Source organism: Streptomyces sp. NPDC107528 (assembly GCF_055639295.1).
This window is the reverse complement of the sequence record NZ_JBVKAV010000005.1, coordinates 457538-479901: the sequence shown is the minus strand read 5'-3', so window position 1 is coordinate 479901 and position 22364 is coordinate 457538. Positions and strand designations below refer to the sequence as shown.

At 68.9% G+C, this 22364-nt stretch carries 22 protein-coding genes and 2 pseudogenes; 11 read left to right on the top strand and 13 right to left on the bottom strand.

Translation table 11 applies throughout. The annotated features are described in order from the left end of the window. Positions 1–291: 291 nt before the first annotated feature. From ACZ7L5_RS19110 to ACZ7L5_RS19100, 3 genes are all read right to left on the bottom strand, one after another. On the bottom strand, positions 292–729 hold the full coding sequence (locus ACZ7L5_RS19110) for a DUF2267 domain-containing protein (RefSeq protein WP_471518000.1): 438 nt from the start codon (positions 727–729) through the stop codon (positions 292–294). Positions 730–786: 57 nt separating this feature from the next. Next, entirely contained in the window at positions 787–1182 is a 396-nt protein-coding gene (locus ACZ7L5_RS19105) for a DUF2267 domain-containing protein (protein ID WP_471517998.1), read from the bottom strand. 100 nt (positions 1183–1282) lie between these two features. Further along, entirely contained in the window at positions 1283–1714 is a 432-nt protein-coding gene (locus ACZ7L5_RS19100) for an Hsp20/alpha crystallin family protein (RefSeq protein ID WP_471517996.1), read from the bottom strand. A gap of 129 nt (positions 1715–1843) precedes the next feature. Here ACZ7L5_RS19100 and ACZ7L5_RS19095 point away from each other — a divergent pair, with 129 nt between their 5' ends. Both ACZ7L5_RS19095 and ACZ7L5_RS19090 read left to right on the top strand, forming a co-directional pair. Beyond that, positions 1844–2518, top strand: a complete 675-nt coding sequence (locus ACZ7L5_RS19095; RefSeq protein ID WP_471517994.1) for a type III effector protein — start codon at positions 1844–1846, stop codon at positions 2516–2518. A 53-nt stretch (positions 2519–2571) separates the two neighbouring features. Further along, on the top strand, positions 2572–2736 hold the full coding sequence (locus ACZ7L5_RS19090) for a hypothetical protein (protein ID WP_471517993.1): 165 nt from the start codon (positions 2572–2574) through the stop codon (positions 2734–2736). A gap of 318 nt (positions 2737–3054) precedes the next feature. Here the strand turns inward: ACZ7L5_RS19090 and ACZ7L5_RS19085 are convergent. The 5 genes and pseudogenes from ACZ7L5_RS19085 to ACZ7L5_RS19065 form a co-directional block, all read right to left on the bottom strand. Beyond that, positions 3055–3176 (bottom strand): annotated as a pseudogene (locus tag ACZ7L5_RS19085) (universal stress protein); the annotation flags it as partial. 298 nt (positions 3177–3474) lie between these two features. After that, the gene (locus ACZ7L5_RS19080) at positions 3475–5109 is read right to left on the bottom strand and encodes a sodium/solute symporter (protein WP_471517991.1); all 1635 of its coding nucleotides are present in this window, start codon (positions 5107–5109) and stop codon (positions 3475–3477) included. Beyond that, positions 5109–5417, bottom strand: coding sequence for a hypothetical protein (locus tag ACZ7L5_RS19075; RefSeq protein WP_471517990.1), 309 nt, complete (start codon positions 5415–5417; stop codon positions 5109–5111). The genes ACZ7L5_RS19080 and ACZ7L5_RS19075 overlap by 1 nt, the downstream gene beginning before the upstream one ends. Positions 5418–5742: 325 nt before the next feature. Beyond that, positions 5743–7098 (bottom strand): PucR family transcriptional regulator, encoded by a 1356-nt coding sequence (locus ACZ7L5_RS19070; protein ID WP_471517988.1) that lies wholly within the window; start codon positions 7096–7098, stop codon positions 5743–5745. Between the two features lie 274 nt (positions 7099–7372). Beyond that, positions 7373–8110, bottom strand: coding sequence for a flavodoxin family protein (locus ACZ7L5_RS19065; RefSeq protein WP_471517986.1), 738 nt, complete (start codon positions 8108–8110; stop codon positions 7373–7375). A 174-nt stretch (positions 8111–8284) separates the two neighbouring features. Here ACZ7L5_RS19065 and ACZ7L5_RS19060 point away from each other — a divergent pair, with 174 nt between their 5' ends. Beyond that, entirely contained in the window at positions 8285–8521 is a 237-nt protein-coding gene (locus ACZ7L5_RS19060; RefSeq protein ID WP_471517984.1) for an NAD-dependent epimerase/dehydratase family protein, read from the top strand. A 105-nt stretch (positions 8522–8626) separates the two neighbouring features. Here ACZ7L5_RS19060 and ACZ7L5_RS19055 read toward each other — a convergent pair whose 3' ends face one another. Continuing rightward, positions 8627–9247 (bottom strand): hypothetical protein, encoded by a 621-nt coding sequence (locus ACZ7L5_RS19055; RefSeq protein ID WP_471517982.1) that lies wholly within the window; start codon positions 9245–9247, stop codon positions 8627–8629. A 456-nt stretch (positions 9248–9703) separates the two neighbouring features. Between ACZ7L5_RS19055 and ACZ7L5_RS19050 the strand changes: the two genes are divergently transcribed. From ACZ7L5_RS19050 to ACZ7L5_RS19040, 3 genes are all read left to right on the top strand, one after another. Beyond that, complete coding sequence (locus tag ACZ7L5_RS19050) at positions 9704–10141, top strand: NfeD family protein (RefSeq protein ID WP_471517980.1); 438 nt, start codon at positions 9704–9706, stop codon at positions 10139–10141. A gap of 29 nt (positions 10142–10170) precedes the next feature. Beyond that, a complete protein-coding gene (locus ACZ7L5_RS19045) occupies positions 10171–11280 on the top strand; it encodes an SPFH domain-containing protein (protein ID WP_471517978.1) in 1110 nt (369 codons plus the stop codon). Between the two features lie 119 nt (positions 11281–11399). Then, the gene (locus ACZ7L5_RS19040; RefSeq protein WP_471517977.1) at positions 11400–11576 is read left to right on the top strand and encodes a hypothetical protein; all 177 of its coding nucleotides are present in this window, start codon (positions 11400–11402) and stop codon (positions 11574–11576) included. Positions 11577–11735: 159 nt separating this feature from the next. On the opposite strand, the gene ACZ7L5_RS19035 is transcribed toward ACZ7L5_RS19040, so the two are convergent. Further along, positions 11736–11915, bottom strand: a complete 180-nt coding sequence (locus tag ACZ7L5_RS19035) for a hypothetical protein (protein WP_471517976.1) — start codon at positions 11913–11915, stop codon at positions 11736–11738. Positions 11916–12110: 195 nt separating this feature from the next. Between ACZ7L5_RS19035 and ACZ7L5_RS19030 the strand changes: the two genes are divergently transcribed. Then, entirely contained in the window at positions 12111–13091 is a 981-nt protein-coding gene (locus tag ACZ7L5_RS19030) for a GNAT family N-acetyltransferase (protein WP_471517975.1), read from the top strand. Between the two features lie 489 nt (positions 13092–13580). Further along, positions 13581–14243 carry a hypothetical protein gene (locus ACZ7L5_RS19025; RefSeq protein WP_471518131.1) on the top strand — a complete coding sequence of 221 codons (663 nt, stop codon included), beginning with the start codon at positions 13581–13583 and terminating at the stop codon, positions 14241–14243. On the opposite strand, the pseudogene ACZ7L5_RS19020 reads toward ACZ7L5_RS19025, so the two are convergent. Further along, positions 14227–14328, bottom strand: a pseudogene (locus ACZ7L5_RS19020) (IS5/IS1182 family transposase); the annotation flags it as partial. The gene ACZ7L5_RS19025 and the pseudogene ACZ7L5_RS19020 overlap by 17 nt on opposite strands. A gap of 804 nt (positions 14329–15132) precedes the next feature. Between ACZ7L5_RS19020 and ACZ7L5_RS19015 the strand changes: the two are divergent. Together ACZ7L5_RS19015 and ACZ7L5_RS19010 are read left to right on the top strand one after the other, a co-directional pair. Next, positions 15133–16818 (top strand): ribonuclease J, encoded by a 1686-nt coding sequence (locus tag ACZ7L5_RS19015; RefSeq protein ID WP_471517974.1) that lies wholly within the window; start codon positions 15133–15135, stop codon positions 16816–16818. Positions 16819–17088: 270 nt separating this feature from the next. Continuing rightward, positions 17089–18828, top strand: a complete 1740-nt coding sequence (locus ACZ7L5_RS19010; RefSeq protein WP_471517973.1) for a PP2C family protein-serine/threonine phosphatase — start codon at positions 17089–17091, stop codon at positions 18826–18828. Between the two features lie 78 nt (positions 18829–18906). Here ACZ7L5_RS19010 and ACZ7L5_RS19005 read toward each other — a convergent pair whose 3' ends face one another. Together ACZ7L5_RS19005 and ACZ7L5_RS19000 are read right to left on the bottom strand one after the other, a co-directional pair. Beyond that, positions 18907–19698: a hypothetical protein gene (locus ACZ7L5_RS19005; protein WP_471517971.1), complete on the bottom strand. Its 792-nt coding sequence runs from the start codon at positions 19696–19698 to the stop codon at positions 18907–18909. Beyond that, positions 19695–20330, bottom strand: a complete 636-nt coding sequence (locus ACZ7L5_RS19000) for an ABC transporter ATP-binding protein (protein WP_471517969.1) — start codon at positions 20328–20330, stop codon at positions 19695–19697. The genes ACZ7L5_RS19005 and ACZ7L5_RS19000 overlap by 4 nt, the downstream gene beginning before the upstream one ends. Before the next feature lie 195 nt (positions 20331–20525). Between ACZ7L5_RS19000 and ACZ7L5_RS18995 the strand changes: the two genes are divergently transcribed. Then, entirely contained in the window at positions 20526–21743 is a 1218-nt protein-coding gene (locus tag ACZ7L5_RS18995) for a flavin-containing monooxygenase (protein ID WP_471517968.1), read from the top strand. Positions 21744–22364: the final 621 nt, after the last annotated feature.

Here is a 22364-nt window from a genome sequence, read left to right as displayed (position 1 = left end):
GTCGCGCGCCACGCACACCGGCCACTGGGAACGGCGGCTCGCGGAGGCGCGCACCAGGGCCCGCGGCGCGATGAGTTGCGCACGATGCACCGCACTCCCTCATCGGATGGTGCCCACCGAGGGGACTCCACTGCGCACCCGATGCGCACCCGGGTGGCCTCCGCTGCCGGACCGGTGCGCACGGTGGTCATACGCGGACGGGCACAGCGTTCCTGCCGGCTCAAGAAACGATGCGCTCGTCCGCGTGTGCCCGTGTGTTGTTCGCGCCCGCCCGAGCACGTTCGTCGTCGTTTAGGCGGCCGGGGTGAGTTCGGCGCGGCCGAACAGCAGGGCGTAGCCGGTGGGGAGCTGGTGGAGGATGCGGGTGATCAGGTTGGGGCCGGCGTAGGCGGAGACGGCGGAGAAGACGGAGCCGGTGTCCCAACGGGTGGTGGCCAGGGAGGCGCCGGTGCGGGCGGCAAGGTTCTTGACGAAGGCCCAACCGGTCAGGTGCTGGGTATCGGGGATCTGTGCGGTCAGTACACGCGCGGCTTCCCAGGGCAGGCAGCGCGCCAGGTCGACGCGTTCGTCGCCGGTCAGCTGGCGTCCCAGTCCGGCAAGAACCAGGCGGACAGCTTCGTCCGCTCTCTCGCGGGTGGGGTATGCGCCCTCGTAGCGGACCTTCTCCAGCATCTGCTCGTATGCCGTCCCGTACGGCTGCTGGTGCGGTGCGTGCCGGTCGGAGATCACTGGGGTGGTTGCCTTTCTTGCTGTGGCCGGTTGTCGGGCACCGGGGTACACGGATGGTCAGGTGGTCTTGGGGCGGCCGAAGAGCAGGTCGTAGCCGGCGGGAAGCTGGAGCAGGATCTGCCCCAGCAGGTCCTCGCCGGTGGCGTCGGCGACGGTGGACAGCACGGCGCTGACGTCCCAGGTCGCGGTCTGCTCGGTGGCGCCCGCGATCCAGGCTGCGGTTGCGCGGACGAACCGCTCCGGGGGCAGCGGTTCAGCGCTCTGCAGCGGGTTGAGCAGGATCAGTGCGAACTCTTCCGGCAGGCGCGCCGCGAACTGGGCGCGGACGTCGCCGACAAGGTGCGCGCCGAGCAGGGCGAGCACCACACGGGCCGCGCGCTCGGCTTCCTCCACAGTGTCGTAATCGCCGCGTTCCTTCACGTGGCCGAGGAACGCTTCGCGTCGCAGAGTCATCTCGGCCGCCACCCCTTCTTCTTCGGACTGCCCACGGGGGTGCGGAGGACGAGGTTGGGGGGAGATCAGGTGCCCGTCCTCCGCACCGGTCCGGCCGGTGTCAGCCGGAGATCTCCTTGCGGCCGGATCCGACGCCGATGGAGATCTTGCGGGGCTTGGCGCGCTCGGCAATCGGGATGCGCAGGGTGAGCACGCCCGCGTCGTAGTCGGCCTCGATGTGCTCGGTGTCGAGGGTGTCCGCGAGCACGATCTGGCGGGAGAAGGCACCCAGCGGCCGCTCGGACAGCTCCATATGCACGTCGTCGGCCTTCGCCACCGGCCTGCGCTCGGCCTTGACGGTCAGCATGTTCCGCTCGACGTCGATGTCGATCGCGTCGGCGGTGACACCGGGAAGGTCGAACGCGACCACGTACTCGTCACCCTCGCGGTAGGCGTCCATCGGCATCGCCGACGGCTTCGACCAAGTCCCCGGACCCATCAGCTGCTGCGCCAGCCGATCCAGCTCACGGAAGGGGTCAGTGCGCATCAACATCGTGAAAACACCTCCAGCAGGTTCAGGCAGTTGCTGCCAATGCGCTCACTGACACTGTTGTAACATGTCATCCAATGGATGACAAACACGAGGTCGTCCACACGACGACAAACCCGAGGGGTGGTGTCCGTGACCGCAGCCGACCAGCCGTCCACGACCCATACGAACGCCCACAGCCCGGCGTCGTTCCTCGCCGCCGCGGCAGCTCTTACCGCCATGGACGACGCCCTACGCGACGCCCAGCTACAGTCCCCGGACACCTCCGATGCGCCCGCGCCGGAGCAGGCGCTGGCATCCCTGATGCTGCTGCGACAGGTCCGCGAGCAACTCGCCGGATGGGAGACCGGTCTGATCGAAACTGCCCGCGACGCGGGAGCCAGCTGGGCCGACCTCGCCCACCCCCTCGGCGTCGCCAGCCGCCAAGCCGCCGAACGCCGCTACCTACGCGGCCGCCCCGGAAACCCAGGCTCCACAGGCGAACAGCGAGTAAGAGCCACCCGCGACCGCCGCGCCGCCGACCGCACCGTCACCGCCTGGGCCCGCGCCAACGCCGCCAGCCTGCGCCAACTCGCCGGCCAGATCACCACCCTCACCGACCTGCCCGCCCCCGCCCGTGCCCCACTCGCCGAGCTCACTGAGGCCCTCGCCGACAACGACCCGGCCACGCTCGTCGCACCTCTGGCGGACACGCACCCGTATCTGACATCCGGCCACCCCGACCTAGCCGCGCGCGTCGATGACCTCACGCGTCACACCGACCGACTCCGCCGGCACAGCGGAAAACAGCGCCGCAACCAAACCTGACGTACTGCTCTGACCAGTGCGAATGCTCAGGCGTCCGTCTTCCACTGTCAGCAGTGCCAGGGCTCCCGGCCGACAGCAGGGACCATCTGGTCGGCGGCCCGCTCGACGACATCGCGGACACCAGCGGCCTCCGCGAGGGTGGGGGCGAGGCGGGTTGGGAGTACAGCGCGACCGCACTTACGGGCTCTGCCGGGGATGGAAGTACCGGCGCGGGCTGAGGGGTTGTGGGCGTTCGCCGGCGGAGGTGATGTGGACGCTGCAGCCGCTGGCATCTGGATAGAGCTTGAAGAACAGCCGGGTGTCGGTGACGCGAGGCGGTGAACAAGGTGGGCTGGCGGGTGAACACCGCCGCCCGGTAGCGGTCTTCGAACACCGGCTCGTACAACCACGGCAACACCTCCCAGGGGCGTACAGGCCGTCGCTCCGGCCCAATCCCTTCGTGGAGCCCCTGGTGCACCGCGGGCTGATCACTGTAGACAAAGCATGGTCCGTCGCCGCGGATGCCGCTAGCGGGCCGCCTCCTGAGGGGACAGCGTTCACGCCAACTGCGGTACGACCGCGACCGGGCAGTGCGCGTGGTGCAGCAGCGGGTGGCCCGCGCGGCCGAGTTGCAGACCGAAGTGGCCATGCGGCGACGCGCCCCGGTCATCACGAGATCCGTACCGGGGACGACGTTCCGCATCGGCGGTGTTACGCGTCTCCGCAGCGGTTCACGCGTGTCCGTCAAATCTTCGCCGCATCGGTTCCCACAGCCTCCTGGACCGCGACGACAGGGTATGAACCGCACCCCGGGGGCGATACCGAAGCGTGGGCCGCTCTCCTGGCCGCGCGAGCGGACCAGCGTGTCGACGAGGTCGCGGCTGGCTCAGTCGTGGTCGGCGCGAGGCGGTGAAACGTTCTGGGGCAGCGGCCGGTGGAGCGTGTGAGGGCGCTCCGCCAACCGCCGCTTTCCTGCGTCAGTACGTCAGGGCCTCAGGCTTGACGGGCGCCTCCGCCACCGGGGCCGTATGCCGCTGTCCCGTCACGCTGCCGAGCCAGCCGAGCAGGAACGCGACGGGCAGCGACACCAGGGCGACGGTCTGGAGCGGGAACCAGTCGATGTGCCACTCGGGCACCAGCGCCATCGGGTTGCCCGAGAATACGGGGCTGCACACCTGGAGTCCGATCGCGGAGCCCAGGCCGCCGTACAGCGTCCACAGCAGCCCCCGGCGGGTGAAGCCGCTCCAGAACAACGCGTACACCAGCGCCGGGAGCAGGCAGGAGGCCGCCACGGCCAGGGAGAGCGTGGACAGGAAGCCCATGTTCCAGCCCTGGACCCACACCGCACCGCAGATGCTCAGTACCCCGACCAGGGCGGACGCGATACGGGCCGCGGCCACCTCCCGGCCCTCGGTGGTGCGCCCGCGGCGCACGACGTTGGTGACGAGATCGTGGGCGACCGCGCCCGCCGCCGCCAGGGTCACGCTCGCGACGACCGCGAGCGTCGTGAGGAACACCGCGCAGGCGACCAGCACGACGAGCCATGCCTCGCCCGTCTTCGCCGTCGATCCTCCTGCGAGATCGCCGGTGAGCATCAGCAGGCTGCTGGTGGCTCCGGGGTCGGCGGCGAGAATCTTCGGGGCACCGATCACCGCCGCGGCACCGAATCCCATCACCGTGGTGACGAGGCAGACGGCGCCGACGATGCCGATGGTGTGGCGGACCGTACGTCGGGCGGCGGCCGGGTCGGGCGCGGTGTTGAGCTGGGTGGCTACATGGGGCAGGCACGCCACGCCCAGCACCACGGTGATCATCAGGCCGATGAAGTCGAGCGTGCTCTCGACCGGGCCGCCGGCGGCGAAGCGCAGGCCCGGACGCAGATAGCCCTCGGGTCGGCCGCTGCCCTGAGCGGCGGCGTCGATGAGAGAGTCGGCGCTCCAGTGGAAGCGGTGGAGCAGCACCGCTGCCACGGCGAGCGCCATGACAAGCAGGAACGCTGTCTTGATCATCTGAAGCGCGATCATGCCTCGCATCCCGCCGAAGGCCGTGGCGCAGACGACGAGCGTGCCGATCATGACGATGACGGTCTGTTCGGCACCCGGCCCGGAAAGGCCGAGCAGCACGGCGGTGGTCCGCCCCGCGCCGGAGAGCTGGACGATCAGATACGGGATACAGGCGCTCAGCGTGACGACGGCGGCCGCGATCCGCACGGCGGGCCCCGGGGCGCGCAGGGCGAAGGTGTCACCGAGGGTGTAGCTGCCGCGCTCGCGCAGCGGGCCGGACAGCAGGAGCAGGACGCCGAGCGACAGCACGGTGCACAGGGCGACGAACAGGCCGTCGAAGCCGAAGACCGCGACGGTTCCCGTCGTACCGAGCACGGTCGCGGCCGAGAGATAGACGCCGGAGAGGACGATGGCGCCCTGCACGGGGCGCAGCCTGCGGCCCGCGGTGTAGAAGTCGTTGACCCGGTCGCGCTCGGGGCCGTTGAGCACACAGATGAGCAGCATCGGGACGATGAACGTCAGAAAGCCGACGAGGACCCAGGAGCGGGTGTCCGCGTCCAGGTCGAGGGAGCCGGGTGTCCCTGCGGCGAGCAGCATCTGAGGAAGCATCAGCGCTCCCCCTGCGGCTCGCACGCGGACTCGCCGTAGAGGGCCCCGTCGTGGGCGTCGCCGTAGGGGGCGCGGTCGTAGCGCGCCGCCGTCCACACCAGGAGCGAACCCTGGGCGAGGAGTGCGACGACGCCGAGGGTGATCTGTCCGGCGACTCGCGTGGCCAGCAGGTCCTCGGCGGTGCAGGCGAGCAGGAGGTGGACCGCGAAGGTCAGTCCGTTGACGAGCGCGAAGGATCTGCCCGGCGCGTGGGGCCGGGGTCTTTGATGCAGCTGGGGGGTGTGCGGATGGACGTGCTGATGGGCCATGGAGCTCTCCTGGCGGGCAGGGAAGCGCGCATCGCCTGGCTCGGGCGATGCCTTGCGCGGGCATTGCCCCTGACGGCAGTACCCCTGATGAGGGCTCACGAGAGCACGTACCGACCAGTCAGTCCATGCGCTTCGGGCACGGCGTTGTCCGCTCCCAACGGCAGGGGGCGGCCACTGTGCTGATGCCCATTCAGCAACTGCGGCAAGGTAACCGGCCATGGCGGTGCGGCCGCCGGCAGCCAGCAGCCAGCAGCCAGCAGCCAGCAGCCAGCAGCCAGCAGCCAGCAGCCGAGGGGGTATGTGCGGCGGCCCCGCCGGTCACACATCACGTGTTCGCAGCGGGCCTACGTCGCTGTCTGCGGCCTCTGCCATCCACATCGCGATCGCGATCGCGATCCCAGGCGTCCGCGCAGCCGAGGACGGCCGGAGGCCCGAGCAATTGGAGTGCGTCGAACGCGAGCGTGAGCCGTACGAGGTCACGGGGACGGGACAGTTCGAGCCCTGTGATCTGCTCGAAACGGCGCAGCCGGTTCAGCACCGTGTTGCGATGGCACAGCATGTGCCGGGCCGCCTGGACCGCCGAGCCGCCCTTCTCGATCCACGCCCCGAGCGTGTCGATCAGCGTTTCGCGGTCGGCGGGCTCCAGTTGGTACAGCGGCCGGAGCACCCGCAGCGCGAGTTCGGCGGACAGGTCGGGCCGTGAGACGAGCAGGCCGTCGGGCAGACGGGCGTCGAGCCGGGCGACCTCGCCGTCTCCCCGGCAGGTGCGCAGGGCGAGTCCGGCCATGTCCCGCGCCCGGGGCAGGTTCTCCAGGCCCTGGACGACCGGGCTGACGCCAATGCGCATACCGGGACCGGCATCGAGGGCGGAGACAAACGCGTCGAGCGCGCGGTCACCGAGATGGGCGACGAGCACATTGCGCCGACCCCCGGTGTGGCGCAGGACGCGCACGCCGCGGATCTCCGGGACGGCGTCGGGCGTGCGGCCGACGGGCGGCGTGGCCCGTATCTCCGCGACCGCGAAGCGTCCGTCGGGCGGCAGGTCGAGGATCGATGCCGCGTCCCGGATGAACGCAGGGTCGTTGCGGCTCTCCAGTACGGCGGCGAGGATCAGGCGTACGCGCTCGTCGTGGCGGCTGGCCACACCCTTGGCGACCTGGCGGTACGCGTCTGCCAGCAGGACGCAGTCGCGGTCGTTGCTCTTCCACACCAGCTCGGCCACGTGCACGAGGTGACGCTGGTCGCCGAGGCCGTCCCGCTCCACTGCGCCGATGATCCCGTTCCAGACCTCCGAGCCGGCCACCCGGAAGGCGTGCAGCACCTCGTCGAGGGGGCGGCTCTCTTCGGCCCGGCGGATGCCGAGCTCACGGGTGTAGCGCTCGACGTCCGCCATCCGGCCCGGGTCGAGGGCGGCCTCCAGGGTGATGTGTACGCCCTTGTACACGGACTGCGGCAGGTCGGGGGGTGCGAGCACCGGGTCCGCGTAGTACGGCACCTCGGTGCGGATCTGGTCCGCCACGATGTCGCTGAATGCCTGGCCGCGCCCGAGCAGGCGCCGACAGGCGTGACCGAAGAGCTGGTGCGGCGAGGGCTCGTCGGCGGGCTCCGGCAGGGGCAGCGGCGAGCCGACGGCGGCGGTGACGCGGGGGCGGACCGCGCCACGGGCGGAACTGGTGTGCATGGACCCTCCAGACGGACGGGACGTGCGAGAACACCACGGCGGGTCGCCATGTCTTGCGCCGCGCGGGTCGCAGGTGGGTGGCTCCACCGGTCGGCGATCGGCGTATGCCGGTGGAGCGCACTTCAAGGAATCCACATGCTAAGCAGTCGGTCACCCCTTGGCGCGAAACGTCCGTCAAATCGTGACGAGCCACGCACTGCAGGAGGTGACCGCGGTCGAGACCAAAGGCCGGGCCCCTTCGTGACGGAAGTCTTACGCCTCGGGCGTAAGTACCTCAGCGGTGTTCGGGGTTTGCCGCGTCGGCATGGCAGCCGGCGTCCCACTCGGAGCGTTGGTTGCCGTGGGCGGGGATGCCGCCGGAGCGTTTGAGCAGGGCCGCCAGGTGCATCAGGTTCCAGGTCATGAACGTGGCGTTGCGGTTGGTGAAGTCGTTGTCCGGGCCGCCCGATCCGGGGTCGAGGTACGACGGTCCGGGGCCGGCCGCGCCGATCCAGCCGGCGTCGGCCTGGGGCGGGATCGTGTAGCCGAGGTGCTGGAGGCTGTAGAGGACGTTCATCGCGCAGTGCTTCACGCCATCCTCGTTGCCGGTGATCAGACAGCCGCCGACGCGTCCGTAATAGGCGTACTGGCCCTGGGAGTTGAGCAATGAGGAGCAGGCGTAGAGCCGCTCGATGACCTTCTTGGTGACGGAGCTGTTGTCGCCGAGCCAGATCGGTCCAGCGAGCACCAGGATGTCGGCGGCCATCACCTGCTCGTACAGCGCGGGCCACTCGTCGACCGCAAAGCCGTGCTCGGTCATGTCCGGATATACACCAGGGGCGATGTCGTGGTCGATGGCCCGGACCTCGGATGTGGTGACCCCCTGCCCCATCATGATCGCCGCGCTCATGTCGATCAGCCCCTGGGTGTGGCTCAGCTGCGGGGAGGGTTTGAGCGTGCAGTTGACGAACAGGGCGGTGAGGTCGTCGAAGCGGTAGGAGTCGTGCGTGGACGGGGAAGGCGACGTTGCCATGACGGTCTCCCTGAGCGGCGGTGACGGGCGCATACGGCAGCGTCTCGCGGAGAGGCCGTTTTGCCCTCTTCCGACGCGCTTTCGATGTCTTGACGCGCTTTCGATCTCTTACGGAGTGATGGCGGGTCGGGCGGCTCACGGGATACTGCACCGTCGCGGATCCAGCGTGGCCGCATGCCTGGACCGGTCACCGGCCATGCCGGGTGCACCGGGTCCCATGTCGTCCAGGCGCTCACGGCTCACAGGCACGAGCCGTTGGTGTACGACGTCCGAGAGGAGCCCGACGCCGATGTGCGGGGCCCGGCTGCGGTCGTCTGCGCGTCGGCCGGCCTCGACACCGGCTGTCACCGAGCGGTGCCGGCCGGGCTCGGCGACGGGGTCGCCGACGCGGCGGAGTACGTCTCGCGCTGATCGCCGGCGATGATCCCCGGCGGACCCGCCCCGAAGCCGCTCTGCCTGCGGACCTGGGCCTGTGTTGCGGTCCGCCGACGCGACGGGCCTCTCGGCGCGCGGACGTCAGGACTTCGCCGGCCGTCCCGAATCCCGCTCGCCCTCGGCGGATTGGGGTACCGCTGCCGACAGCAGGGCGAACGCCACGGCGAAGCCGAGCATGGTGAGGACACCCCTCGGCCAGAAGATATGGCTGTCGACGAACGACCAGCAGGCGACGAACAGGGTCGCGGCGCCCGGCAGTACCCGCACACCACACCGCCGCCACAGCACCGCGCAGGTGGCCAGCGAGGCCACGGCCAGCCCGTACACCCCGGATCGGCCCAGCTCATCGCCGGTGACGAACAGTCGACCGGCCGCCCCGTGCACCCCGTGATCCACCACGACGCCGGCGGATATCCCCGCCACCGCATCGAGACCCGAGTAGTACGCGACGAAGCAGAGACATCCGGCCCAGGACAGCACCACCAAGGCTCCCTCCGCGTCGCGGCGCGGTCTGCCCCACAAGGGCACCAGCAGTCCGAGCACGAGGAGCGGGAAGACGGGCAGCAGGGCGATGTGCAGTCCGGCCCAGTGGCCTGCCGTGGCCGCTGTCAGATGTCGCGGGTGCATCAACCCGGCGCCTGCCAACAGCAGTGGGGCGGCGGTCACCAGGACCATCACGCGCAACGTACGGAGGGATCGCATCGGCTCACACTAGGCAGCCGCCCGATGGCGCTGGGCGCCCGTCTGCCATGCGTAAGACATCCGTAAGACGCGATGGGCAACGTCCACCCGCCGTCGCGGCCGACCGGCGCCAGCACGTCATGCCGGACCCAAACCCAGTTCCTGGGGCAGGTATTCCCAGGCCTGCCTTCGACCAGCTTCGGACCCGGTTTGGGCAGCGACGGTGCGTGGGCCGCGGCGTAGTCGTTGACCTCCGCTTATGTGAGTCAGCGGTGACCCCGCGAGAGCGGGTTGGTCTCCGCTGGTGACCGCTGTTGTCCGCTCCTGAGGACGCTCCGCCGGCACGGTGCCGTGACGCCTGGGCCGACCGGGGCCGGTTAGGCGCCCAATGAGCAAGAACCACAGTTGCCGTGCCTGTTCTGCCTGGCGATCCGGGAGGTAGCTTGGTGGAGAAGGCCCCTTAAGGAGGGCGATCCGATGCCGTGGTTCGTATGGCTGCTCGCCGCCGCGGCACTGGGGGTCGCTGAGTTCTTCACCTTGACACTCGTCTTCGGTTTGCTCGCGGGCGCCGCGTTGGTTGCCGCCGTAGTCGCTGGTGTGGGAATCGGCATTCTCGGCCAGCTCCTGGCCCTGGGTGCAGCGGCGGCAGCGGGCGTCATCCTCGTCCGTCCTGTCGCGCTACGGCAAATGAACCAGCAACCCATCACCCGCGACGGTACGGATGCGCTGATCGGCAAGCGGGCCGAAGTCATGCAGGAGGTCACCGCGACCCGCGGGCTGATCAAACTCTCCGGCGAAGAATGGTCCGCCCGCGCCCTCGACGAGAGCCTTGTGATCCCGGTGGGAGCACTGGTGGATGTGATGGAGATCGAAGGCGCCACAGCCATCGTCTACCCCCGCGAACTCCTTCCGTGAACGGCTGAGCACATAGCAACGGAGGCACTGTGGATCCAGTTGTCATTCCCATTCTTGTGGCGGCCATTGTCGTTGTCTTCCTCGTGGCCTCCGCGGTGCGGATCGTCCCGCAGGCACGCCGCTACAACATCGAGCGGTTCGGCCGATATCGCAGGACGCTGCAACCCGGGCTGAACCTGGTCCTGCCGGTGGCGGACCGCGTCAACACCAAGCTCGACGTGCGTGAGCAGGTCTACTCATCCGACCCAAGGCCAGTGATCACTGAGGACAACCTCGTAGTGAACATCGACACCGTGCTCTACTACCAGATCACGGACCCACGGGCCGCGGCCTACGAAGTCGCTGACTACCTGCATGCGATCGATCAGCTCACCGTGACCACGCTGCGGAACGTCATCGGCAGCATGGACCTGGAGGAGACGCTCACCTCGCGCGAGGAGATCAACTCTCGGCTTCGCGCCGTCCTCGACGACGCCACCGGCAAGTGGGGTATCCGCGTCAACCGCGTCGAGATCAAGGCCATCGATCCGCCGCACACCATCAAGGAAGCGATGGAGAAGCAGATGCGGGCCGAGCGTGACAAGCGCGCGGCCATCCTGCACGCCGAAGGGGAGCGGCAGGCCAAGATCCTCACCGCGGAAGGCACGAAGCAGAAGGACATCCTGGAGGCACAAGGCACGCAACAAGCCATGATCTTGCGGGCGGACGGCGAGGCAAAGGCGGTGGAGCTCGTCTTCCAGGCCGTTCACCGCAACAACGCCGACCCGAAGATCCTGGCCTACAAGTACCTTGAGACGCTCCCGCACTTGGCCGGCAGCGACAACAACACGTTCTGGGTCATCCCCGGGGAGCTGACCGAGGCAGTTCGGACCGTCACCCGGGCGTTCGGTGACCAGTCGACCGCGGGCCCTCCCCAAACCGCGCAGCCAGAGGAAGCAGCCACTGCCACAGCCGACGACACGTCGGCCGAAGGCGGGACTCCGGAGATCGATGCAGGCTGGAAGGTTTCGCTCGACGCGGCGGCGGCTGCTGACGAGGCCGGAAAGGAGGCCGCCGCCGCGGTGAGCGATGCCAAGGCAGAGGCCGAGGCTGCGAAGTCGCCTCAGGTCCCGCGCCGGGCGCAGCCGTCCGGCGATTGAGCCCACCCTCGATTGCCGCCAGGACCGCCGTGAGGCTTCCAGAGCGCTCGGTCGGCCCATGCATTTCGTGCACAGCCCGACACCCCGGTGGTCCAGCACAGGATGCGGGATGTCACACGGTGACCACGCAGCGGCGGGCAAGCGCTTCGTCCGCCGCCTGTCGCCGAACGCCGCAGCCGCTACGTCAAGCTCAGCCACCGGTCCGCATCCCCGAGAGCGCGGTCGTCGAGTACGTCGAGGCGCGCACCGTCGAGCCGGTCCGCCGCATCCGTGCCCGCTACGGGAAGGGGGTCTGACGGCGGGACACAAGCCGCAGAGGCGACGCGAGTTCGACACGGTACACATACTCGCTTCCGGCCGGTGGCAGGCCCGCTGGGCTCGGGCAGCGCGGCGAGGGCCTTCGCCGCAGGCGGCTACAGCCGGACCCGTACGGCTGTTGTACGGCTGTTGTACGGTCACCGGCGGCGGCCCCGGATCTCCTCCAGGTCCACGAACCCGGACTCGTCCCGGCCGGAAGCGAGAAACGCGTCGACCGCCGACGCGGAGGCCAGGCGAGCCTGCCAGACCTGAACGACCTCGTACAGCGCGGCCGGCGAGAACGTCCGGCGCGACTCCTCCACGAGAACGGACAGCACCCGTCGACTGACTCCCCCTCCCGGGCAGGGGGCGGCCTTCCTGGGCCTCGGAACCCGCGACTGCTGCAGTTCCCGGCGGACAGGCAAGGCAGACCGCCCGGTCCTCGGCCCCTGGGTATCGGTGGACCTTTCGCCTCGCTTGCGGCGCACGCCCGTGGTGCGATGAAACAGGGGGTGGTCGGGAAGGAGAGAGCGATGACCCCACGGGCACGGGAGCGCAGGAATGGCACGGGCCCTGTGTCGGTCCGCCCGCTCGGTGAGGCGGATCTGGATCGGGCCGACGAGGTCTTCAGGGTCGCCTTCGGGACGTTCCTCGGGGCTCCCGAGCCGAAGACATTCTTCGGGACCGCCGACTACGTCCGCACTCGTTGGGCGGCCGATCCACAGGCGGCCTTCGCAGCGACGGTCGAGGGCGAAGTCGTTGCATCGAACTTCGCCGTCAACTGGGGCAGCGTCGGGTACTTCGGCCCGCTGACCGTACGTCCGGACCTGTGGGACCAGGGCGTCGGCAGGCGCCTCATGGAGCCGGTCATGGACTGCTTCGAGACCTGGGAGAACCGGCACCTGGGCCTGTTCACCTTCTCGCACAGTCCCAAGCACCTTGAGCTCTACCGCCGGTACGGTTTCTGGCCCCGATTCCTCACAGCCATCATGAAGAAGCAGGTCGCAGGCGGTGCCGCGGTCCCCGGCCGAGTGCTGTACGGCGAGCTTCCCGACGCCGAGCGGCTCGCCGCCCTGAGCCTCTGTCGCACACTGACCGGGGCCGTGTTCGAGGGCCTGAGCGTGGAACGCGAGATCGTGGCCACGCACGCGCAGGGACTCGGTGACACCATCCTGCTCCAGGGGGCCGGCTCAGAGCTCGATGGCCTGGCCGTCTGCCACTGCGGAGCCGGGTCGGAGGCCGGAGAAGACGTGTGCTTCGTCAAATTCGGCGCCGTGCGTCCTGGCCCGGAGGCGGCCGACCGGTTCGAACGACTGCTCACCGCGTGCGAGCGGCTCGCCGCCGAGCGCGGCCTGGGGCAACTGGACGCCGGAATGAACCTGGCCCGCCAGGATGCCTACCGGCGAATGGTCGACCGCGGTTTCCGCACCTGGTTGCAGGGCGTGGCCATGCACAGGCCCAACGAACCCGGCTACAGCCACCCCGACGCCTACGTGATCGACGACTGGCGCTGAGACCCCGCCGCACTCGGCCCGCGAGGAAGGCCCGGTGCTGCCCGAACCGCGAACATAACTCGCCGGCGCCGACGGCCGGACACCCCCGGACCCCTGTCGAAGTGCTGGTCCGTTCTCATGGACAGAGCCACCGCGCGTTCGGCAAATACGGCGCTGTGCCACTCCAGCCTCGGTTCGGTACGCCACACGGGTGCCTTGATTGGGAGTTCAGGGCCGCGGGCTACTTGGAATCTGTCTCGAACCGCTGTCGGCCGTGCACCAAGTAATGCAGCAGCCGAACGGGCCTGAACCACCTGGCAGTTCAGACCTCGCGAGTCGGGGGCACGGACGGACCTGGCCTTAGACGTCGTTCTTATGGCGATCTCCTTGGGCCATGTGGGACGGAGCGTGAATGTTTGGCCCTTGCGCGCGGTTCCTGGCCCCGCGAGCCAGCGGGCTGGCTTCCGTCAAAGGTGCTACCGGCCCCCACCCGTAGACTCCGGCACCATGATGGCCGCCACTCCCCCATCGCCCATCCCGGTCGCACCGGCCGGTTTGTCCCGCAGGGCCACGAGGTTCATCGAGGTGGAGGGCATCCAGGTTGCTCGGCGGGACATCGAGCGTCACCGGGATGCCTGGATCGAGCACGGCATCCCGACCGTGGAGATCGACCGTGCAGTGGCCTTCCAAGGCCGTTGGGGTGGTCTCGCCCTGCCACCGGCGCCGTTCTACGAGAGCGGCCCGCGCATCCTGGGCGCTGACGTCCCCGAGGGGTCGGCCGCTGAGGGCTGGTGGATCCCGGCCGGGGACTGTCGTGTGTCCATGGCTTACGGATTCGTGATCGGTCCTGGTGGCGAGTTCGGGATTCAGGGCTCCAGTTGGGCGCCACTGCATGCCAGTACCGAGGGCTGGGTGGAATCGTTGGCGCTGGCCAGCCACGCGAGACGCTGGGCCAAAACCATCACGAGGATCACCGGGAAGGCCGTCGACGCCCTAGACCTCGAAGGGTACGAGCCGGTAGCTGAAGTGCGGGGCTTGACTGACACATGGTGGCGGGGCAAGGACTCACTCATCGCCGTTTACCGGGGTGAGGCGGTCGGCATGGACGCCCCGCGATGCCTTGAGGCCCATGTCTACGGTGGCCTCGACGCGTGGGGTCTCCACGGCGAATGAGGCAGCCAGCGAGCCAGGACATGGTCCGTTCGACGACCCATCGGTGGCGTCCGGGTCTTTGTGGGGTCTCCATGCTCCGGCGGGCGAAGGTGCGTAGTTGAGCCGGCATGGCGGGCCACGCAACCCGGGGTGTTGCCGCTGCTGTCCGAGATCACCCGGACGCGTGTCGGCTCGCGCCGTGTGTGGCAGCTGTCGGCGGCTAGCGTGGCCGTTTGTCAACAGATTGGGTGTGCCATGTCGGACGAGTCTTCGCCGAGCCCCCTGGGTACGACCATGCGCGAGGTGACGTTCCCTGACCAGTCGCGCGGCATCATTCTCGTGAAAGCTGGTACGCCGCAGGTCGAAGCGGATGAGATGGCGGCCAGGATGTGGGCGGAGCGCTGCCCGACGCGGAGCAGGCGAGCACAGTAGAAGCCCCGGCCGGGCACTGTCTGTTTGACGGTGGGGCGCTTCGTCCGTCACTCGCAACAGGCAGCGTCCTGGTCGATGGCCATGGGTCGCTCTTTTTTCTGGACAGTTTGGGCGGGCGCTGTTTGTGTGGCGGGCGATCGCTCGAAGGATCTCGGCTGTCGTTCCGAGTCTGTCGCGGCGCTGGCGTCCCATCCGATTGACAGCGTGGGGCGGGGCGGCCCACGGGGTTGGTGCAGATGAGTCAAGTTTGGGCGTCTTTAGCTCCTGAGCTGTTGCGCTCCCAGTGATGCTCTCGGGCCGCCGGGGCAGGTCGACATCACGTTCACCCTCTGTTCTTCAGCGGCCGTGAGTGCATGCCCGTCCGACGGCGTGATCCGAGCGTCCTGGGGGCATCCACTGCGCATGTCCCGCTCCGGAGGAAGAAGAGATCACGCAGGCAGTGGATCACCCCCTCCCGCTCTCCGGGTAACGTCAAGGTATGAGTCACCCACATCCCGACCTTAAAGCCGCCCCACCGCTTCCCGAAGGAGGGCTGCGGGTCATCGCCCTGGGCGGCCTGGGTGAGATCGGCCGCAACATGACCGTGTTCGAGCACGCGGGCAAGCTGCTCATCGTCGACTGCGGCGTGCTGTTCCCCGAGGAGACGCAGCCCGGCGTGGACGTGATCCTGCCGGACTTCACCTCGATCCGGGACCGGCTGGACGACATCGTGGCCGTAGTACTCACCCACGGCCACGAGGACCACATCGGCGGCGTGCCGTACCTGCTGCGCGAGCGGTCCGACATTCCCGTCGTCGGCTCCAAGCTGACGCTGGCGTTCCTGGAGGCCAAGCTCAAGGAACACGGCATCCGGCCGCGCACGGTGCGCGTGCGGGAGGGCGACCGGCGCGGCTTCGGGCCGTTCGACTGCGAGTTCGTGGCGGTCAACCACTCCATCCCGGACGGCCTCGCGGTCGCGATCCGCACCAGCGCCGGGATGGTGCTGCACACCGGCGACTTCAAGATGGACCAGTTCCCTCTCGACGACCGCATCACCGATCTGCGCGCCTTCGCCCGCCTCGGCGAGGAGGGCGTGGACCTGTTCCTCACCGACTCCACCAACGCCGAAGTGCCCGGCTTCACCACCTCCGAGCGTGAGCTGAACCCGGCGATCGAGCAGGTGATGCGCACCGCGCCGCGCCGGGTCATCGTCTCCAGCTTCGCCAGCCATGTGCACCGCATCCAGCAGGTTTTGGACGCCGCCCACCAGCACGGCCGTAAGGTGGCCTTCGTAGGCCGGTCGATGGTCCGCAACATGGGCATCGCCCGCGACCTGGGATATCTGAAGGTTCCGTCCGGTCTGGTCGTGAGCACGAAGGAGCTGGAGAAGCTCCCGGACCACAAGATCACTCTGGTGTGCACCGGCTCTCAGGGCGAACCGATGGCCGCGCTGTCACGGATGGCCAACCGCGACCACGTGATCCGCATCGGCAAGGGCGACACCGTCCTGCTCGCCAGCTCTCTCATCCCCGGCAACGAGAACGCCATCTACCGGGTGATCAACGGACTCACCCGGTGGGGCGCCCACGTGGTCCACAAGGGCAACGCCAAGGTGCACGTCTCCGGACACGCCAGCGCCGGCGAACTCGTCTATTGCTACAACATCGTCAAACCCCGCAACGTCATGCCCGTGCACGGCGAATGGCGCCACCTGCGGGCCAACGGCGACCTCGCCATCCGTACCGGCGTCGACCCCGACCGGGTTGTCATCGCCGAGGACGGCGTCGTCGTCGACCTCGTCGACGGGCGCGCATCCATCACCGGCAAGGTCCCCGCCGGCAATGTCTACGTGGACGGCATGGAAGTCGGCGGCGCCACCGAAGCGTCCCTCAAGGACCGCCTCACCCTCGCCGCCGAAGGCGTAGTCACGGTGGTGGCGATCGTCGACGCCGACACCGGCGCCCTCGCCGAGGCCCCCGACTTCCTGGCCCGGGGCTTCGTCCACGACGACACCACCTTCGAGCCGGTCATCCCCGTCATCGAGAAGACGCTGGCCACCGCGGCCGAGGAAGGTGTCGGGGACGCGCGCCAACTCGAACAACTCGTCGCACGCGCCGTGGCGAACTGGGCGTTCCGCACCCACCGCCGCAAGCCCCTCATCATCCCCGTCATCATCGATGCCTGAGCCACCGCCCGGGAGCACGCCCCTAGTTCCGGTGGCGGTCCCGCCGTCATCGAGGCCGGACACGGGCAGCACCCCGGGGCCGGGGTGGCAACGCACTCCGCAAGTGAGTCATAGAACCGGCATTCGGGATCTTCGGGACAGCTAGGGAAGCTTCCTCCTGCACCGCCAGGGTGTGCTCGATCAGTCGCAGCAGGACAGACGAGCCTTCGATGCATGCCGGAATCCGGTTGGGGTACTCGACGCGATTCGGGCTTGAAACGGAGGAGGGACATGGACGACGTCGCCGCTCCCGGCAGGGAAAGTGTTGCCCTGTCGGGGCACCAGGCGCGTTCTGGCGCCCTGCTCGGCGGAACGCTGGAAAACCTGCGGGCTTCCGCCATCGCGGTCGATGACGATGGCCTCATCGTCGCGGTCAACAGCGCAGCCCAAAGCCTGCTGGGCAGGGCAGCTTCAGAACTCGTCGGTGAGGACTTCCACGACCTGCTGCACCGGGACAGATACGGGCACTCGGTGCCGCGCACGCGTTGCCGGATGAGGAAAGCGCTGCTCACGGGGGACACCAGGCATGGCGACGCCGAGTGGTTCGCCCGTGGGGACGGCGCTCTCGTCCAGTTGTCCTGGCTCGTCACGCCCTACGCACTCGGTCCGGGCGGGACAGGTGCGCTGGCGATGCTGTACGAGCCGAAACCGGAGGGCACGCGCCACAGCGACGGCGGGCACTCCGCGCCGCTGACGGAACTGGACCGTCTGGCCTTGCTGGCGGAGACGACCACGCAGCTCACCTCCACCCTGGACGCGGACGAGGCGCTGCACCGGCTGGCGGCCCTGACCGTGCCCCGGCTCGCGGACTGGGCCGTGTTCGATCTGCTCACCGAACGTGACGAAGTACGACGCGTTCTCGTGATGGAGCACAAGGACGGCATTCTCGTCGAGCGGGACGACCTGCAGGGCCCGATGCCTCCTGTGCCGGCAGAGTCCCCGATGCCCCTGTCACGGGCCTTGCGCGGCGCCGCCTCCTCCCTCGCCGGCCCCGCCACCTACCAAGGTCCGCCCGACTCCGGCATCGCGGTCGAGCAGCAGCGCCTGTTCACCGCGACAGGTATGCATTCCGCCGTCATCGCACCCATTCGGGGACTGCGCGACGTACTCGGCGCCCTGACCTTGGGGCGCGCCCAGCCTCATGACGCCTTCACCCCTGCCGACCTGCCGCTGCTGGAGGACCTCACCCGCCGGGCGGGCCTGGCGCTGGACAACGCGCGCCTGTACCAGCGCCAGCGCAAAGTCGCCGAGACCATGCAACGCCACCTGCTGCCGCAGTTGCCCGTCCTGCCCGGACTGGAGATGACCGCGCGCTACGTTCCCGCTCCGGACGCCTCATCCGTGGGCGGTGACTGGTACGACGCCTTCGCTCTGGCCGCCCATGCCCACGCACTGGCCATCGGCGACGTCGTCGGACACGATCTCGACGCCGCAGCCGGCATGGCGCAGGTCCGCAACATGCTGCGGGCCTTCGCCTGGTCCCACCCCGAGGCCGCACCCAGCGCCGTCGTCACACGGCTCGACGAGGCAGTGATGCACATAGCCGAGGTACCCATGGTCACCATGATCCTCGCCAGGCTCACGCTCGGCGACGACACACTGTGGCGCCTGCGCTGGACGAACGCCGGCCACCCGCCGCCCCTGCTCATCACCCACGACGGACAGACCCGCTACCTCGACGACGCCCACGGCATACTCCTCGGCACCGGCGTCACCAGACCTCGCCCCGACGCCGTCACCGTCCTGCCACCCCGGGCCATGCTCCTGCTCTACACCGACGGACTGGTCGAATCCCCGCACCACTCCATCGATCACGGGCTTGACCGGCTGCGCCGACACGCGGCCTCCCTCGCCCACCGCCCCCTCGACTCCTTCTGCGACTTGCTGCTGGACCAGGTCCGTCCCAGCGACAACGATGACGACGTCGCCATGATCGCGCTGCGCACACCCCCTCCCGTAGGACCCGCCTGACTCGCGCGTGCACACCGATGACGGGACAGCCTCCCGGTGGGCAACGAGAGCCCGGGACGAAGACCGTCCTCACCGTGATCACTCTGCCTGGGCTCTCGTTCTGCGGGACCACGGGGAGCGGGAAGGGCGGTGGGTGTGGAGGACGAGGAGCGCCAGGGCGCCGGTCGCTGCGGACCAGGTGAGGGAGAGCAGACCGTGGGACCAGGGGGTGTGGGGGGTGAGGGCCGAGCTCAGCGCCAGCTGGTTCACGCCGTACAGAGGAAGGGCGGACACGCCCGCCACGTCCATGAGCGTGTTGAAGACGGGATTCTGCAGGCCGGTGTCGACCAGGCTGAGCATGATGATGAGGAAGAAGCCCTCCAACTCGCCGCGGACCAGAGAGCCGAGCAGAAGGCCGATGCCGCCGTAGACGAGGCCGGCACCCGCAAGGGCCAGTACCAGTGGACCTGTGCGGCCCACGGGCAGGGAGATCCACAGCAGGATCGTGGTGTAGAGGGCCAGCGCGGCGGTGGTGAGGGCGACGGCAGCAAGTTTGGCCAGCAGCATCGGCAGCCGGGGGTAGCCCGCCAGCAGCAGGCGGCGGTCCATCTCCCGCGATCGGAAGGTCTCGATGAAGGTGATGAAGCCGGCGACCATGGTGATGGCACCCAGCGCGCTGGCCACCTGGCCGGCCTGGCTGGCCGGGGCGGAGACGGGGGTGCTGATGGCGTCCAGCCGGATGCGCACCACCTGATCGGAGGTGCACAGGCGTGCCACGGCGATCCAGATGGGGATGAACGCGATCGCCAGGACCAGGGCCAGCCGGTTGCGCAGGTGGCCCCGAAGAGTGCAGCGCAGCAGTTCGGTGAATGCCGTCCAGGTGGCTTTCAACGGCTGGTCTCCTCGAAGTGCAGACGGCCCTGGCGCAGGTGAGCGATCGCGTCGAAGTGGTGCAGGTCGTGCAGCAGGTGGGAGACCACGATGATCGACCGGCCCTGATCACGCAGGTCGGCGGCCAGGGTCCAGAACCGCTGATGGGTGTCCCAGTCGAAGCCCTGGTAGGGCTCGTCCAGGACCAGCAACTGCGGATCGTGCATGAGAGCGATCAGCAGGTTCAGCTTCTGTCGCGTTCCGCCGCTGAGTTCGCCGACCTGCTGTCGCCGGCAGCCGGCCAGCGCCAGCAGCTCCATCAGCTCGCCGGCGCGCTCCAGTGTCGGCAGTCGGTAGGCCATCTGGAACAACCGCAGATGCTGTCCGACGGTGAACGCGTCGTTCAGTACCGCCCGTTGCGGGCAGTATCCCACCGCCCCGGTCCGTGCCACCGTTCCGCGGTCGGGTGCGAGGTGTCCCACGGCGATCTGCAACAGAGTGCTCTTCCCCGCCCCGTTCTCGCCGACGACTCCCACCAGCGTCCCGGCAGACACATCAAGATCCACATCGCGCAGGACCTGCCTGCCGCCGAACGCCTTGCAGACTCCGCTGATCCGCAGCCGTGGCCGGTGGCGCGTCGTTACTGTCTGCACATGAGCCCCTCGAATGATCGGACAGATGTAACGAGCCGACCCGCACGGTGCGGCCCCGGGCGGACCGATCCCCCACGCAACGTCTGCTGCCCGGTGTCCAACGAGTCCGTACCGGCGGTGTAACGACGGTCACCCGCTCTTCCATACCTGCCAGTTGGGCGTGACGTGCGCCGCGGTCTGCCGTTGTAGGAGGCGATGCCCCCGACACCACAACGAGACCTCAGCGCTCCCACGCTCGTGATCGGAGCCGGCCCCCACGGCCTGGCGGCCGCCGCGCTACTGAACCGCTCCGGAGAGCCGACCGTGATCCTGGAACGGTCGGACCGCGTGGGAGCGAGCTGGGCGCAGCGCTATGACCACCTGCGACTGCATACCACTCCCGGCACGTCGAAGCTCCCCGGCCTGTCGGTGCCGCGCCAGGCGGGCCCGTGGGTGAGCCGGGACGACTATGTGCGATACCTGGAGCGCTACGTAGCCCATCACCGACTGGACGTCCGGGTGACCACCCCGGTGGACCGCATCGAACGGGCCGAGCCCGGTTCGGAAGCACAGTGGCTGGTGCACACCCTCGATGGCCCGGTGCCCACGGGTGCGGTCGTGGTGGCCACCGGCCGCTGCCACACCCCGAACCTCCCTCGCTGGCCCGGGCGTTCGACCTTCACCGGCACCCTGCTGCACTCGGCCCACTACCGCTCTCCGGCCCCCTACCGCGGGCGGGACGTCCTGGTCGTCGGCGCCGGTAACAGCGGCACCGAGATCGCGAGCGTCCTGGCCGAGGCCGGAGCTGGGAGGGTACGGATCGCAGTCCGTACCCCACCCAACATCCTGCCCCGCTCCAGCGCACGATGGCATGTGGCCGGCCGACTGACGCAGGCCCTCCCGCTCGCGTGGCGCGACCGCACCTCCCTGCTCACGCAACGTCTCGCGGTGCCCGACCTGACCTCACGGGGACTGCCCCCGCCCCGCACAGGTCTGTACACCCGCAATGCCCGTGAAGGGGTCAACCCCGTGCTCGACCACGGCTTCGTGAACGCCGTCCGGTACGGTCGAGTGGAGCCGGTCGCGGCCGTCCAGGCGTTCGACGGACCCGACGTGGTACTGGCCGACGGCACCCGAATGCGACCCGACACGGTCATCGCCGCCACCGGGTACCGGACCAACCTGCACGACCTGGTCGGACCCCTGGGCGTACTCGACGAGGACGGGCAACCCCTCGCCGCAGGGGCACAGACCCACCCCGAAGCCGCACGCCTGTACTTTGCCGGATACACCAATCCCCTTACGGGTGTCCTTCGTCAGGCAGGCATCGAGGCGCGCGCCATCGCCCTCGCGTTACGACGCGAGACGGTGCGGTCATTCCTGCCCACGCCCAGGACCGCCGATACAGTCCACAGAGGACGCGCTCCGAGGTGACGGGGTCTTGAGAGCTTGGCCTTGCAGCAACTTGGCCTGCGTTCGAGCGCATCTGGCCGCCGACGCGGCGGCCCGCGCGACCCCAGGGGCCCAGAGCGTGCGCGTGCGCCTCGTCGAGCAGTTGTCGCAGCCAGGAGCTGCTCTTTCGCAGCACCCGCTGTAATAGCCAGTCGCTGTGCAGTTGCGGAAGGGTGGTGACGCATCCGTCGTGCGGGGCGCGGACACGGGCCCGTTGCCTCGTCGCGCCACCGGTGGGGTGGTGGGTGACCCAGTCGGCGCGTTCAAGTTTAAGGTGAAGCGTGTCGCTCCCCCAGACCGATAATTGCGGCTTCAATTGCACCTCATTCTTCTGTTTGTTCTGGTGCTTTCGTTGCGGGGTTCACATTTGAGCCCCTGGGGTGAAGTTGCCGTTCTCTTCCTGTGCGTGCTGAGTTTTGCGGTTCGTTCTACGGCCCGACGGCGGATCCCGGGGCAGCTGGTACCGCTGATAGAGGTACGTTTTCTGCGATGTACGCACCGGGTGATGAGTACGGTCGGCAGCAGCGGGCACTCGGCGCATGAACAATTCAAGGAATCCGGGCCGACAATTTATTTCGGCCGTGAACTCGTTGCAGATGGAGA

Bases quoted from the DNA above. Each gene is read 5' to 3' on its own strand.
- ACZ7L5_RS19060 (WP_471517984.1), top strand. From the start codon at position 8,285: ATGCCTGGACCGGTCACCGGCCATGCCGGGTGCACCGGGTCCCATGTC.
- ACZ7L5_RS19075 (WP_471517990.1), bottom strand. From the start codon at position 5,417: ATGGCCCATCAGCACGTCCATCCGCACACCCCCCAGCTGCATCAAAGA.
- ACZ7L5_RS19015 (WP_471517974.1), top strand. From the start codon at position 15,133: ATGAGTCACCCACATCCCGACCTTAAAGCCGCCCCACCGCTTCCCGAA.
- ACZ7L5_RS19055 (WP_471517982.1), bottom strand. From the start codon at position 9,247: ATGCGATCCCTCCGTACGTTGCGCGTGATGGTCCTGGTGACCGCCGCC.
- ACZ7L5_RS19010 (WP_471517973.1), top strand. From the start codon at position 17,089: ATGGACGACGTCGCCGCTCCCGGCAGGGAAAGTGTTGCCCTGTCGGGG.
- ACZ7L5_RS19080 (WP_471517991.1), bottom strand. From the start codon at position 5,109: ATGCTTCCTCAGATGCTGCTCGCCGCAGGGACACCCGGCTCCCTCGAC.
- ACZ7L5_RS19100 (WP_471517996.1), bottom strand. From the start codon at position 1,714: ATGTTGATGCGCACTGACCCCTTCCGTGAGCTGGATCGGCTGGCGCAG.
- ACZ7L5_RS19030 (WP_471517975.1), top strand. From the start codon at position 12,111: ATGACCCCACGGGCACGGGAGCGCAGGAATGGCACGGGCCCTGTGTCG.
- ACZ7L5_RS19105 (WP_471517998.1), bottom strand. From the start codon at position 1,182: ATGACTCTGCGACGCGAAGCGTTCCTCGGCCACGTGAAGGAACGCGGC.
- ACZ7L5_RS19065 (WP_471517986.1), bottom strand. From the start codon at position 8,110: ATGGCAACGTCGCCTTCCCCGTCCACGCACGACTCCTACCGCTTCGAC.
- ACZ7L5_RS19070 (WP_471517988.1), bottom strand. From the start codon at position 7,098: ATGCACACCAGTTCCGCCCGTGGCGCGGTCCGCCCCCGCGTCACCGCC.
- ACZ7L5_RS19050 (WP_471517980.1), top strand. From the start codon at position 9,704: ATGCCGTGGTTCGTATGGCTGCTCGCCGCCGCGGCACTGGGGGTCGCT.
- ACZ7L5_RS19025 (WP_471518131.1), top strand. From the start codon at position 13,581: ATGGCCGCCACTCCCCCATCGCCCATCCCGGTCGCACCGGCCGGTTTG.
- ACZ7L5_RS18995 (WP_471517968.1), top strand. From the start codon at position 20,526: ATGCCCCCGACACCACAACGAGACCTCAGCGCTCCCACGCTCGTGATC.